Source organism: Sphingobacterium bambusae (assembly GCF_033955345.1).
In the GTDB taxonomy this organism is placed as follows: domain Bacteria; phylum Bacteroidota; class Bacteroidia; order Sphingobacteriales; family Sphingobacteriaceae; genus Sphingobacterium; species Sphingobacterium bambusae.
In genome coordinates this window covers 5098740-5114042 of sequence record NZ_CP138332.1, presented here as the reverse complement: position 1 = coordinate 5114042, position 15303 = coordinate 5098740, and the positions used below count along the sequence as shown (strand labels likewise).

General features: G+C 40.8%; 9 protein-coding genes. 5 read left to right on the top strand and 4 right to left on the bottom strand.

All coding sequences use genetic code 11. From position 1 onward, the window contains the following. The first annotated feature begins 85 nt into the window (after positions 1-85). The gene (locus tag SCB77_RS21180; protein ID WP_320183998.1) at positions 86-301 is read left to right on the top strand and encodes a helix-turn-helix transcriptional regulator; all 216 of its coding nucleotides are present in this window, start codon (positions 86-88) and stop codon (positions 299-301) included. A 44-nt stretch (positions 302-345) separates the two neighbouring features. Here the strand turns inward: SCB77_RS21180 and SCB77_RS21175 are convergent, their stop codons facing one another. The 3 genes from SCB77_RS21175 to SCB77_RS21165 form a co-directional block, all read right to left on the bottom strand. Next, the gene (locus SCB77_RS21175; protein WP_320183997.1) at positions 346-819 is read right to left on the bottom strand and encodes a hypothetical protein; all 474 of its coding nucleotides are present in this window, start codon (positions 817-819) and stop codon (positions 346-348) included. Between the two features lie 126 nt (positions 820-945). Beyond that, on the bottom strand, positions 946-2796 hold the full coding sequence (locus SCB77_RS21170) for a tetratricopeptide repeat protein (protein ID WP_320183996.1): 1851 nt from the start codon (positions 2794-2796) through the stop codon (positions 946-948). Between the two features lie 273 nt (positions 2797-3069). Continuing rightward, on the bottom strand, positions 3070-3291 hold the full coding sequence (locus SCB77_RS21165; RefSeq protein WP_320183995.1) for a helix-turn-helix domain-containing protein: 222 nt from the start codon (positions 3289-3291) through the stop codon (positions 3070-3072). Between the two features lie 82 nt (positions 3292-3373). Between SCB77_RS21165 and dinB the strand changes: the two genes are divergently transcribed. The 4 genes from dinB to SCB77_RS21145 all read left to right on the top strand — a co-directional run bounded on the left by dinB (position 3374) and on the right by SCB77_RS21145 (position 11162). Further along, positions 3374-4534: a DNA polymerase IV gene (gene dinB / locus SCB77_RS21160; protein ID WP_320183994.1), complete on the top strand. Its 1161-nt coding sequence runs from the start codon at positions 3374-3376 to the stop codon at positions 4532-4534. A 3-nt stretch (positions 4535-4537) separates the two neighbouring features. After that, positions 4538-7591 (top strand): DNA polymerase III subunit alpha, encoded by a 3054-nt coding sequence (locus SCB77_RS21155; protein WP_320183993.1) that lies wholly within the window; start codon positions 4538-4540, stop codon positions 7589-7591. A 303-nt stretch (positions 7592-7894) separates the two neighbouring features. After that, positions 7895-9205 carry a hypothetical protein gene (locus SCB77_RS21150; protein WP_320183992.1) on the top strand — a complete coding sequence of 437 codons (1311 nt, stop codon included), beginning with the start codon at positions 7895-7897 and terminating at the stop codon, positions 9203-9205. A 967-nt stretch (positions 9206-10172) separates the two neighbouring features. Continuing rightward, on the top strand, positions 10173-11162 hold the full coding sequence (locus SCB77_RS21145; RefSeq protein ID WP_320183991.1) for a hypothetical protein: 990 nt from the start codon (positions 10173-10175) through the stop codon (positions 11160-11162). Positions 11163-11261: 99 nt separating this feature from the next. Here SCB77_RS21145 and SCB77_RS21140 read toward each other — a convergent pair whose 3' ends face one another. Then, entirely contained in the window at positions 11262-14735 is a 3474-nt protein-coding gene (locus SCB77_RS21140; protein ID WP_320183990.1) for a VPA1262 family N-terminal domain-containing protein, read from the bottom strand. Positions 14736-15303: the final 568 nt, after the last annotated feature.

Sequence of the window (15303 nt, the reverse complement as noted above, 5' to 3'; positions counted from 1 at the left end):
CGACCTTAGCTAACGTATTTCGGAAGCAGTAATTTAGATCAATCAGCTAATCCGTAAAATTGAATCAAGCGTTTACAAACAAAAAATGAATCCCGAGCAGTTAGAAAAAATTGTAGTCGACTATTTGTTGGAAGGCATGAGCCAACAGGAGATAGCATCAGCCCTTAAAGAAACGGGCCATAAACCATCTAGCCTTTCTTACGTAGAAAAGCTCATTAAAGAGCTTAAAGCAAAACATAATGCAAAGAGCATGTTCCATTTAGGAGCCATAATTACGCTGAAGCGCTACCTAAAGAGTTGAAGAAAAAATAAGAAACGGAACTACATAACTGGGAAGCTTCATTCCTACCTAATAAGGTCAATCGCCTTCACCCTCTTCTCAGTGTTCCCATTAGAGATCACTGCCCATACTCTTCCATTTTCTAAGGTAAACAAGATATCAATGCTATCACTTCGCTTAAAGCGCGTATTGTTGCGCAAATAGCCGATGATCGTGTCTTTATACATTCGGAGCATTCGCTTTTCCCAGCCGACCTCTTTGATTCGACTTAAGTATATACGGTAGCCCGATCCTGACTCGAGCAATGGTTGGATTTTATCCAAGTCATCAGGTAATGTGAGTGCTTTTCCTTCTTTGGGCGCCAAGTGAAAGGCATGCGCTAAAGCATCGGCATGCTCCATGTAGGGAGAAAGCAAAAATCCCGTATTGTGCTCTACGCCGGGCCATTCGAATCGCTGCACAACAAAATTACTATAACCGTTTGTGACGATGGCAGCGAAAGAATCGCTTGTCAATTGGTTGAAGGGAATATAGACCATTATCAATAAGACAGTAATGTAGTTTATCGATTGTACTTCGACTACGAAGACAATCCATCTTTAAAAATAATGATAATTAATGCTAAAGATCTGTTCTGTAAATGAATGTATTAAAAACAAAGATAACTACTCTTTATCAGCACCGAAATGATGCAGCATTTTTTCAGCTTTATTCTTATAAAGAATACACTTGTCGAATGGATCTGTATCGTGATTTATTTCGATTATCTCCTTTAAGAGAGCTCTCTTTTCCTGATTTGAGGACGTAAAATCAAGCTTTAAGAAGAGCGATGAAGAGAGTTCCTCAACGTGTCTAGCATGATAATCTTTAGATTCACGAAGTATTTCAATTGATTCGTCCAACAATTTCATTCCTTTAACTGGTTGCCCTCCAAATAGAAGGGAAACAGCATAGTTATGTTTTACATGCGAGACTACCGCTAAAAAAACTGGATTAATTTGAAGGAGCATCTCTGCAAGTTTTAATGCGTCCTCATAACAACTGAAAGCGATTTTTAAATCGCTTAAGATATGTAAATCTGCTAATTGGCAACGGGCTCCTACTAGGTATTCTAGATTTTCATTTGGCCTTTCCCTACTTAAATCTTCAAGGATATCAATTGCACTGGTTACATGATGTTTCGCTTTTTCCGGATCAAAATTAGCGGCTTTCATATAACATGTAGCAATATTTAAAAAGATCAAGGCTTTGGTGTTTTTACCGTCGTGGATATCTTTTAGAACTTCTTTCGCTCTAAGATGATGGATCAAAGCCTCTTTTTCGTCGTTATTTTGTTCATACAACAATCCAATTGCCGTCGCTAATCCAGCAAACTCTGAGGTTGTAGCACCTTCATCGCTGTTTAGGGCAAGACGAAAATATAGATTTAGCGAGATCTCGTAATAATTTAATGCCTCTTTAATTTTACCCAGAAGCTTATATGAATCACCGGCAGCTTTATTAAGCCGCGCTAGTTGAACATTTATCATTGGCGCATTTTGATCTTCCAAACTATCCAAAATAGTAAGTGCCTGTTGTAAGCAATATAGACTTTCTCTAGCTCGTCCAACTTTTAGAAGAGCGTTGGAAAGCTGCCCATTTAACTCGACCAACACTCTTGGGTGCTCCTCGTTTTCGATTGCCAATTTTGCAATTCGAATTAATTTACTATAATCTAGCTTAATGTAATAAAGAACGTTGATGAACTCCAATGCAACGTAGCTTGATGGCCACAATTCAAACGCCTTATCAAAATTAGTTTCCGCTGTTTCGTACTCCCCTTTTGATAAATGCACACGAGCTTTTAACAACCTCGCTTTTCCTAGCTTCGCTTCATTTTCACGTAATCTAACGTCGCTTATGAAATCTAAGGCTTCCGATAAGTCATTACTCCGCAATAGTAAATTTAGATTCTCATCATTAAAACTAACAAGTTCCGATTTCAATTTAGCTAGCTGATCTTCCAAGAAGACCTTCTGTTTTTCAAAATCCAATAAACTAATTTTAAGCCTATTAACCTCCGTATCATAGATAATTTCTTTTGCATCTACCAGATCCTCTCTCGCCTTTATAAGTTTCTTAAGCGCTCTAATTTCATCATCTTTTTTCGAAAGCTCCGGCATCAATTTATTTCCAGAGCTATGGATGGCGATAATTAATGCATCGTGATCAGCTTTTGCCTTCTCAAGAACTTTTACAGTGTACGTGTCCGCATCGTTGTCGACGATATGGTGGCAGGATTGACATAACCAAATTCCATTCTTTGCAGAAGACAAGTATTTCGGATCGATATTACTATCATATCGGAGATTTGGTCTATTCTTTAAACCATAAATATGTGCAGCCTCACCAAGATTATGAAATTTTTCTGGGTTTTGATGAGGAATACTAGTAATGACCTTGCAAATAGAACAATGTGCACCGGCTCTTTTGGAAAGTGTTAGTATCACGCTTTTATTAAAATCACCATTTCTCATCGATTCATTGTTATTTTATTGAAAATTACACGCAGTTAAAAGTAATAGCCACTAGGCTATCACTCGGCTGAAAACATTTAACTCCATTTTCAACAAAAAAAATGTAAAAAAAATGACCGCATCACAGCTAGCAAAAATCATCCGGCAGACAAACATGTAAATTCAGTTCTCAGGTTAATAGCTATTTAAGAAACGGCAGTGTATACTACAAATCTAAATAACGAACTGGAGTTTAACAATATTTAGGCAAGAATAATCCAAAATATCCCAAAGTTATCCGCCTTTGTAGCCGGATATATCGTCGTCTAGCAAAACATCAATACTAACCCCATAGAACCTTGCTATCTTCACCACAAGCTCAAGTGGCGGTTCGGCCTGCCCATACTCATACTTAGAATAACGTGCACGTGTAATCCCCAAAGCATCCGCTAAGCCCTGCTGGGAGAGCCCTTTCCTCGCCCGGAGGTATTTTATGTTATCTATCCAATACAACATTGTCCTAAATATGGACAACAATATTACTAATTATTTTAGTATTTCAAATTAGCTTTGTAGAAATTTTACAAAGGAGGTCACGATGGAAAGGGCGATAGTGCATATGGATCTGGATACATTTTTCGTATCCTGCGAGCGTTTGAACAACAGTAAACTGAGCGGTATACCCGTTATTATCGGTGGTGGCGAACGCGGCGTTGTAGCCTCTTGCTCCTACGAGGCGCGGTATTATGGCGTGCGTTCGGCTATGCCGATCAAGATGGCCTTACGTCTTTGTCCGGAGGCGAAAGTCATCAAAGGCGATATAGAGATGTACTCCAAACTCTCGCGCACGGTCACCGAAATTATCGAAGAGAAAGCCCCCGTAGTAGAAAAAGCAAGCATCGATGAACATTACCTTGACATCACCGGCATGGATAAATTTTTTGGCGCTTATAAATGGACTGACGAACTGTCCAGCTCCATAACAAAGCACACTGGTCTTCCCATCAGCTTTGCCCTATCGGTGAATAAAACCGTAGCCAAGATCGGCACCGGAGAGGCCAAGCCCAAAGGCAAAAAAGAAATCCAGCAGCTGAGTGTCCGCTCCTTCCTCAACCCACTTTCCATCAAGAAAATCCCCATGCTGGGCGATGCCACCTTTCAGCTGCTATCACGAATCGGCATCCGTCAGATCTTTACGCTGGCCGAGATGCCTGTTGAGGTGCTCCAGCAAATGATCGGCAAGAACGGCAGGGAGATATGGAAGAAAGCAAACGGCATAGACCACTCCCCCGTTGAACCCTACTCCGAGCGCAAGTCCATTTCTACCGAGCATACTTTTGGGATGGATACGATCGATATCCCGAAGCTGCGCGGACTGATCACCGGCATGGTCGAGAAACTGGCTTATCAGCTACGTGCTGAGCAGTGGCTCACCTCCACAGTCGTACTTAAAATCCGTTATTCAAATTTTGATACCGAAACCAAGCAATCTAGGGTATCTTACACCTCTGCAGACCATACGCTTTCGCAAACCGTCATGGAGCTGTTCGATAAGCTTTATAACCGCCGCATGCGCATCCGTCTGATCGGTGTACGGTTTACCAACTTGGTACGGGGCAGCCTGCAGATCAATATTTTTGAAGACACACAGGAAATGGTATCGCTCTATCAGGCTATGGACAAGATCAAAAATCGCTTTGGGGCTGATAAAGTAGGCCGCGCATCAGGTTTCCGGTTTGCAAGCAAAGAAGATCAGTAAGCCATGTACCTCAATTGTCACTCCTTTCATAGCCTACGTTACGGTACCATAGCAATCGAAACGCTGGTCAAGCAAGCGCGTGCGCTTCATATTACCGCTTTGGCGCTGACCGACATCAATACAGTAGCGGGCATTTACGATTTCACCAAAGCGTGCCTGGCCGAGGGCATCAAACCTGTTGTGGGTATGGAAGTCCGCGAAGAAAAAAGGTTGCTTTACATCACCCTTGCCAAAAAGCAATCCGGGATCGGCGAAATCTGCCGCTTGTTAACCGATCGCAATGTCGAGCATATACCGCTACCGCAGTTTGCTCCCACATTCCAAGAAGTTATCACGATCTATCCCCTATCCAATGTACCCGAGCAGCTGAAGGATAATGAATATGTAGGCATTCGCCCTGAGCAAATAAGCCAACTTATCCGCGAGAGGTGGAAGCCCTATATTTCTCGCATGGTGATCTTAAGTCCCGTTACGGTATCCGGCAAGACCGAGCATAACCTGCACCGCATTCTTCGCGCAGTGGATCTAAACGTCATACTTTCCAAGCTTAGCGAGGACGACACCTGCAAAATAGATGAAACCTTGCAGCCCCTCAATAAGCTACTAGAAAACTATCAAGACTACCCGCAAATCATTGCCAATACGCGCAAGGTAATCGAAAGCTGCAATTTTGAGTTTGACTTCGGAACGCCTCGAAACAAGAAGCATTATACCGAAAACCGGCAAGGCGATATCAAATTGCTCAGCAGCTTGGCTTACGCAGGGTTAAAAAAACGCTATGGCGACAAGCATACCGCAGCACGGGCACGTGTAGAAAAAGAGCTCAAAGTAATCGATGAACTTGGCTTCAGTGGCTATTTCCTGATCACTTGGGATATTGTCCGCTATAGCAACGGTATGGGCTTTATGCACATCGGCAGAGGTAGCGGGGCAAACAGCATCATTGCCTATTGCCTGGGCATAACCGATATCTGTCCATTGGAGCTTGATCTCTACTTTGAACGATTTCTGAACCTAAACCGCAAAACACCACCCGACTTTGATATCGACTGGAGCTGGCAAGAGCGCGATACGATTCTGCAATATATTTTCGATCGCTATGGCAGAGATCATGTTGCCTTTTGCGGCACGAATGTGGAGTTTAAGTACCGTTCTATCTTCCGGGAAGTCGGAAAGGTCTTTGGTCTACCAAAAGAAGAACTCGACGCCTTGGCCACGCGCTCAGCGGAGCGTGATGACGATAGTCAGGTCGTTCGCTTGGTGATGAAATATGGGAAGATGCTGGAGAAATACCCCAACCAGCGAAGCATGCATTCCTGCGGTATACTGATTTCAGAAGAACCGATTACCAATTTTACCGCACTGGAGATGCCACCCAAGGGCTTTCCGATCGTGCAGTTTGATATGCATATTGCCGAAGATATTGGCTTTGAGAAGTTCGATATCCTTTCCCAGCGCGGTATTGGCAGTATCAATGATACCGTCAAGCTCATCAAGAAAAACAGGCAACTAAACGTCGACATTCGCGATACCACGATGTCCAAGAACGAAGCACGCTGTAATGATATGCTCAGCCGAGGCAAAACGATCGGCTGCTTTTACATCGAATCCCCTGCCATGCGCGGGCTGCTTCGCCGGCTAAAATGTGAGGATTACAAAACCCTCGTCGCCGCATCATCGATCATCCGGCCGGGCGTGGCCCAATCCGGCATGATGAAAGAGTATATCTTTCGGCACAATCACCCCGATCAGTTCGAGTATTTCCATGACGTATTTGAGGAACATTTGGGCGACACATACGGTATTATGGTCTATCAGGAAGACGTGATCAAGATCGCCATGCACTTTGGAGGCCTGACCGCAGCCGATGGCGATGTCTTGCGCCGCGCCATGAGTGGCAAAGGCCGTTCACTTGCTGCATTGCAAAAAGTGAAAGATAACTTCTTTGCCTCCTGCAACAGGCAAGGTCATCCTGAAGAACTGAGCCGAGAAGTCTACCGACAGATCGAATCCTTTGCCGGCTATTCCTTTTGCAAAGCGCACTCAGCATCTTATGCAGTAGAAAGCTACCAAAGCCTCTACCTAAAGACCTACTACCCGATCGAGTTTATGGTAGCGGTCATCAATAACCAGGGAGGCTTCTATCGCACGGAAGTGTATGTACACGAAGCGCGCATGTCCGGTGCAACCATCCTCACGCCCTGCGTCAACAAAAGCGAATACGAGACAACGCTGTACGACAGGGACATTTACCTAGGGTTAATGCACCTACAAAGTCTAGAATCCAAGATCGGCACGCTCATCCCTGAAGAACGCAAAAAGAATGGCGATTATAAAACACTGGAAGATTTCGTACGTCGCATTCCGATCGGTATCGAAGGCTTGCAAATTCTGATCTTTATAGGTGCTTTCCGCTTTACCGGCAAAAGCAAGAGCGAGCTATTGGTGCAGGCTCGGCTTCTACTGATAAACTTTAAACCCGAAGATCGAAACGGCCTGCTGATAAACGAGCCAGCAAAAGAATACAAGCTTCCAAAACTTGAACGCTCTGTATTTGAAGATGCGTTTGACGAAATCGAGCTACTGAGCTTTCCTGTTTCCTGCACGCCTTTCGACCTGCTGCAAACCAAATACCGCGGCCATGTTATGGCAAAGAATCTTAATTACCACCACAAGCGGCAGGTCAAGATGTTAGCCTACCTCATTTCACGCAAGCACGTACCCACCAAACGCGGCACCATGTTCTTTGGCACCTGGGTCGATGCCAATGGAGATTACTTCGATACCGCCCACTTTCCAAACAGCCTTGAGCACTCCCCTTTTTTAGGTGGTGGTTGCTATCTATTACTGGGCACCGTAGAAGTCGACTATCATTTCCCCACTGTTACCATCCAAAAAATGGCCAAGATGCCGTTTATCCCCGATCCGCGTTATTCACACGAGAAAAGCAAAGCATTCGATGTACACTACAAGGTCAAAGAAGATGTCAGTATGACAAATCGTGCCCCCTATCCGTTAGAGAACGAGATTGGACTTCCTAGACATCGGGCGAGATGATTTCAATCGCAAAAAATAGAAACTGCATATCTTTCGCCATCTGACTAAAATTTTGGAAAAACCCCGATAAACAAAGATCTATGTTTAGCCGTCCACCCAACCAATTACCATCTCAAATTTAAGGTTAATATAAGAAAAACACACGTACCGCACATTGCGCAGCTTGACTGCGTAGTAAGAAGCTAATTTTGCTGGATAATAGCTTACGTGAACTTGATGCCGATAAACCGGAAAATATGCTAACAGCATCATTAGTACTTTAACGATAAAAAAAATATAGACCTAACCCTTAGATAACATCTTATGAAACCGATAAAAAACAACAAATTATTCAAGGATTTAGAGGCGAAAATTGCGGATGCAGATATCCTGCGCAAGCACTTAATAGCAACTGATCAGTCCGGATCAAATCTGGAGCAATTAGCGGAATTGGAACAAATGTTAAAAAGTTTCGATGCGTTGTCCAATCTTGCAGATAATTTCAATAGACTGTATGGTGATATGGGATGGGTAGCGCATGAGAGCATGCAAACGGACCTGTTAAAGCACGTCGTCGAAGACGGATTAGGAGGAAATTTAAAGGCCGGAGAAATTCGATTGGTGGCGTATTATAATTCAAACCAGCTACAATCGCTGTTGAAACAATTCAAACGTCGGTCTCCTTTTAAAGAACGGTATGGACTATACAGAGCCGCTTTTGAAGATACCCTAGCAGGAAGGTACCATGCAAGCATCCCTTTGCTACTAATGATGATGGATGGTGTTGTAGCAGATTTGCTAAATGGGAATGTCTTCTTTACAGAATCAAGCGATCTAACTTTCGAGGACTCCATAGCTGGCCATCAGTCTGGATTACCAAAAATCAGGGAAGTATTTTCCAAAGCACGGAAAACTACCCGAAGTGAAGACATCAGCATTCCTTACCGAAATGGCATTTTACATGGGAGAGATCTAGGTTATGCAAATTCATTTGTAAACGCTAAATGTTGGGCAGCTACTATCGCAATGTACGACTGGGGAATACAGATCCTAAATAGCCGATTGCACGTTTCAGATCAACTTGAGGCAGAAAAAACAAAATCCATTCACGATGAGCAGTACGTTCAAAAAACGACCATCGTACCGGCGGAAACCCGAATACTGCTGCCCCCTTTTGAAACGCGCGTTCCCGAAGTATATAACATAGGTGAAGATTATCCAGCAAATGGACCCTCGACGAATTTTAGTACCGGTACACCATTGAGATTCATTGCCGAGTTTGTGGAATATTGGCAAAGCAGAAACTACTATGCCCTTGCTGAAAAGGTTTCACTGTTTGGCATTGGGAATAAACGAATGACAACAAAGGAGCTAGCTGGCATAGTACGTTCAGCGCTAAAGTGTCTTGTACCAGAGAAATACCAAATTGTTTCAGCAAAAGAAACCTCGCCATCACGAGTTGAAATACAGCTCAATATCTTTTCTGGAATACTGGCCACAACGGCAAATTTTGCTGTGTTCTATCAAGGAGAAGATGGAAAACCCCGATCCTACAAGGTCGAAACTGATGGTAAATGGAAAATATACGAAGGTTCTATTAGGGATTATAAATATTGTACAATCAAGGAGCAATAATCTTGATACCGTTTAAAAAACGATCATTTGTTGCATAAACGTAGATAATAGGCCTGGGCGGTAAATTTCGCGCAGTGCGCCACTTTGTTAAATCTATTAGCACAAAACCTATTTATCTTGCTTTTGAATAGTAAAGTAATTATGTAAATCCGAAGATGTCAAAAAAACATTTTCTAGATTAGAAGCTTAAAACAACTATGAATGAAAAATCTGATTCTATTTCCCTTAGGTTTCATAGTTAAGCGTTTCATAATTGCTCTAACAGTTTCATTTTTGATTGTATGGCCTTTATGGAATTGGGAGATAATGTTTTCGCTTTTATTTTATCATTCTGACAATCTGTGGACTTATACTAGATTTCATTCACACGGGGAACTAATACAGCATTACGCTGTCGGATTCAAGCTTGTTTGGGGGCCATTACTTTCAGCAGTAGTCTACACATTGGTTTCGATAGGTAAAAGTAAGGCCCCTGAATAAAGCCTAATAAATAACGCTACCCGTTTCTCTCTATTTAAGATTCATTGGCAGACTAATACTTTCAACACATCCATCCATTTAATCAATTACCAAAACGAAAAGAACAAACCACTTTCAACTTGCTTGTAAAAAGCAAGTTGAAAGGCTATTACGCAAACTTAAGGAAATTTTGGTAGTCTGATCTCGGCCTCGTTTTGCAGATTTATCAGAAATACGTTAAAATTTTAGCAGAACAAGAGGTATTCGCAAGTTGATCACCAAATAAACAAACATTTTGTTATTTAACGACTACTGGCTATATTTAATTTGCTAAGATCATATTGTTTCAATAGCCACAGTTATGTTGAATAGTGAGCGCAATATGGCCGCTAATAATAAGCTATAAAATTGCCGATAATACTGAAATTAAGAAGCAATTATTGTCAAAATAGACCGGTTTTCTCTTGGATATTCAGCTTCAGAGGTATCGGTAAAAGTAAGCACAACTATGAAAGAAAACTATACAAAGGCTAATACGCTCGATTTCTCTTCTCTTCCCGAAGATGAAATTGAAGCAAAAGGATGGATACATCTTTTTGGGGTGGAAAACAGATTCCAAAAGAGTTTAGATTTTATAGACACGGAATATCTTAGCTCCCAAAAATTAAAGAGTTGTATTCGTTTTACCAGCGTTTGTATGTTGGATGCAATTCCCTATTCTTTTGAATTGTATCAAACGATCGGATTTTTTCCAATAACAGAGGCTATCGACGAATTAGACTACGCCATAAAACATGCACTATTGGGTTCCTATAAAGCAAGTTTCGCCGATTTACGGCGCGCACTAGAACTGACAGTGTTAACTGTTTACTTTACACAGGGAGAGACACAGCTTGAACAAGGATCCGAATGGTATAAATCGAAAACGGACACCCCTTATTTTACCAAGATGCTAAAAGAACTAGTTAAACTAGATAAATATTCAAAAGTACAAGAACTTTACGACTGGTCCGCAGGAGTTAAGCAACACTACTACAACTTGTCAGATTATTCGCACAATAAAGGTGCAGACAAAAGTTACCGCGAACTATCAGGCTCTAATTCCCGAATAATGGCCAGTCACCTCCCGTTTGTAAACACGAATACACTAGAAATCTTTTTAGAACTTTATATCAAAACCGTATCAACTATAGCAACACTATTAGCACTCAATAACCCTATTATACTCAAAGGCATTGATCTAGAAAGCAAATTTGGCCTTAATACACCAATATCAGGTTTCTTCAGTGAAGGCATGGCTGCTTTGACATTTGATATCATAGAAGTTCCCTATAAAGAATTTTTTAAAAATTTCATTGTGCAAGACAAACATGTAAACGACATGTCATCATGGATATCCGGAATGCCCGATATAACGCAAGAACAGTTCAACGAACAAATCAAAAATCAAAATACTTTTATTTCCGATACCAATAGTAAAGATATTGAGCAAAAATAACTTGCAATCACCGATTGATTAATTTGATACCTTGCGCTCCCATTAAACAACAAACCAAAACATCCAATAAAAACGCATCTTTAAGCACCGTTATCATTACTAAAATGATTGCACGGTGCCACTTAGTGATAGGATGTGTAAGCGCGTATTTTCCCCAAGGTGTGCTCGTACGTAGGTGATCTCGTTATGATACCTGTTCAAAAAAGATTCCAACACCATCTTTACTCTCACTTCCTGATTCTTTACATTTAGCAGGATTTCGGTGATGATGACTAACCAGATTACGCGCTCACAGGCGCTTGAAAACCCATTATGATTATTATGACGGGCAAATGGGTGTCGAATAATCGTCCAAAACATATCTATTGCGGTACACCATTCTTGATATTTCTGCAATTTATTTTGCGAATCCATCCGACCATAATAGTAGATTAAAGTTTGGGTTAACTCCACGTCAGTAGTTTCACAATAATGATATTGTAATGTATCAGACCCGCTGCTTATGTAAGGCTTCTTAAACTTTAGTTTACTTAAAAAAGCAAGATTCCAGTAGTTGAAACACCAAAGCACAGCCAATCTACCATTTTTGATGAGTGGGTCTAAAAAATTTAAGCTGATTGTATAGCTCCAATTGTTTTTTAAACGTCCAGCAAATATCTCTATCAGCGTTACCATAATTAGCTCGTTACTCGGTGTATTTTCGACCACCTCATGGAAAGTCTTTCTAATGATTACTCCGTTCTGCGCATGGCCTTTTAGACGCAAGTTTGCGTTGTAAAAAGCCATAACTTGGATATATTCGTCTTTAGCCAAACTGGATTTCCAAAGCTGCTGCAGATTATCAAATGAAAAGTCTCTTATATTACTTGCTGCGGAATGAAAACACGAAACAGCAACCGCTGCTCGAATACGGTAATCTGTACTTTGCAACCATATTTTTTGGTTTTCAGGGTCTCTAGTGATAAAAAGCCGATGCGCAATAGCGGAGATCAACATTAGAACATTCCGCACCTTATCGTTTCCTTCGTTCCATTCCGCTTTATCCGCTGCTGCAACTAAACTTTCCAGTAACGACCTCGCTTCTGTTGGGAAACACCTTACCAGCAACTTACAGGCATAGTAGTAACCATACTTAATTCCAAAAAAGTCTGGCCCCATATTTGAAAGATATGAATAAGAAATATCTAAGGCGTCTTGAAATGAATTGCTATTGAAAATTTGCCAAATACGTTCACGATCACGCGGATATCTCTGATCAGCGTAACCCTTTAAATATTTTATTAGCTTAGCTGCAATTCTAGGGAATGTTTCAACATGTTTGGCAAATTCTTGAAAAAAGTCGTAAATATGTTTAACGCCATTCAATGTTTCTTGTTTAAACATTTCAGAACGTGCTATCAACTCTCCTAGAGCGTTAAAAAGTCGCAAAAAATCTAAATCGTCCATCACATTTAATTTTTGACTGAGGACAAAAACTATTGAGGACGAAACGTTGCAAAGTCGGGCGGTATCACGACCATCAACATATAAATTTAACATTTTCAATTCTGTGTACAGCGTATTTAAATCAGCATGTAGAAAATCTCCTCTATCAAAAAGCATTGAAAACAAAAAGCCTGCATCCGGGATACGGCTTAGGGGACCGCAATTTTGAGTACTAGCATCTAGAGCTACAAATTTTGAGCTTTCGGATTCTTTTACCTCTGGATAAAGTATAACATGCTCAATCTTTTTAGCGGAAGGCAATTCGCTTCCTACCGTTAGAAGTTCATCGACATACGCACATACATTAGACAACACATCGTAGGGAATCGGTGTGACCAACAGCGGGGCTTTTCGGGTTGCCCCCTGCAAAGAATTTGACAAGTTATAACCCTTAATTACTTGTTTATCGCGATTGAACAACAATAAGTATCTGTCATGGAAAATTTGCTTTTTTCCCAAATCATTACTTCTTAGATCGGTAATAGTCAATGATAGACCTCGCAATAGTGGGTGCATTTGCTTGCATGCATTTTGGATATTAAGAGCTGCTTTTGTCAATTTGCCCGTATTAATCGTAACATCCGAACCCGTTCCAGTCGATTGCTTAACATCAATTTCCTCTGTACGTTCTCGATGCTGGGTACAGGTAACCAAATGAAATTCAGCATTCGTAGTACGAGAATTTGCAAAAATTTCAATTCCATCCTTGTCCAAAAATGGGTCAAGTAGCATGAGGCTACCAGCATAAGTAATACTTATCTTCTCAAGTATCCATTCGAAAAACGACAATTGTCCAGATCTCTCTATATTTTTATCCCAACCGGCACTAAAAAATTGAGCATCTGACTTCTCTGGAAATAGCCGTCCCATTATTTCGCTTATTTTTCTTGAAGAACTCACCCAAGGATCCATTTTATATCCACCAATTGTCGATTCTCCGGCAGCTGTTGACCGACTATATTTTGCCAAACTTGTTTTTTTTGATAGTTCTTTCTTGCCCTGCAGTTTATCGAGCAGAGAAATCTCTCCAGAATTGATCTGGCTACCTATAACTTGCATTTGCCAAGTACTCGTACGGAGATAAATAAACGATTGTTCGAAGATAATCCTTGAAAAACTGTCTTCTCCGCTCCTTTCCCAAATTGTCAATTGCGCTTCCGAAATTGGTTCCCCAGAAGTGAATTGAAGCTGAAGCATTTGGTCCGTCCATACCAATTGACGAATTTCATCCAAAGTCACTTCCTCACCATTGATGGTACGGCATCTTAATAGTATTTCTTTGACTTGTCCGACAAGCGGCTTTAATTCCACACACAAGTTATTGGATTCAGCAGGCCTATTACCACTGACGTAAAAGGAGACTAAGGGTTTTAGAAATCGATCGCTGAGAGGCGTTACAAACCACTCGAAATTCCCTAATCTTGGAGCACTGGATCTAGTAATATTAAAACCCGTATCGATTTTAATCACTTTTCTGCAATGGTCAATAATTTTCATCTTACCGATTTCATTTATTGCGAAATCATCAAACACAAATAAGTTTTCTTTCGACAAATAAAATAACTGATTTACAAAAATGCTATAATCGATCGGATTAGGGGTCGTTTTGTGCTGCCATGGAATTAACAAATGATCAACAGGCAAAAAGACCTCCGGTCTGACTAAATATGTATCCGCTAATATTTGTTTACCATCATTTTGAACAAGTGTCCAATTTGTCAGGTAATTTGGAACGCGCGATTCTTCAGTCATAATTTCGCTCAAATATTCCCCCCTCATTAAGCCGTTAATGCAATGCTTAATAACGTTTCCGGTACCAACAAAATCTGCTTTAAGAACTTCTACATTCAATGACTTAGTACTGGAACCGTCTAACTCAATACTATCAGCTGCATATGATAGCCAACCATTGTCGGAGATACTATTGGGAACAATCCAAGAATACAGTGTTCTAATCTGGGTCTTTACCCCTTTGGATGAGATTCGAAGGAGCCATATCTGCCAAGTATAGGTTTTTGAATAGTCAATGCTGGCAGAATTTGAAGGGAATTCGATAGCTGAACGGTGAGTTGATTTTAAGGATTTCATAATCTAAACAATATGAGTTCGGAAATATTAATTGGTAGATAGTTAATTTAAAACTACTAAATTACGCCTAAATTTAAAAGTCTGATATTCTTTTTTCAAAATTTCCGAAGCTAAAATAAACCACATGAGAAATTTAAAAAATCAGCAGCTAGCACCCAAGAATTCAAAAAATCAGAACCGCTAGGTATCGATTGGTCTAAAGATTCAACAAAAATTTGATTAAAGGATTTAACTAATATCGGATAGTTCATCTTCCTAGAAAGGCTGGCATATTCTTGATTGATTGGTGTCCACTCGATCAAAATCGCCCATAGTAATCCAGGGAAGAAATCATCATCAAGAAAAATCCGACATAACGTCTTCGCTCATCATAGCAATTATCGTGATACATAGTACACACTATATAGTTAAATTATTATCAATCAGATTCATGCATCAATTAGTGACTTGGGAAATCCGATGATATCTGAATATGGCGATGAGTTGGACGCTCACTTTGCAGCGACTGAAAATGAGAGCATTTAAGGCTTCCTACGCATATAAAATCCCTATGGTTCCATCATACAAA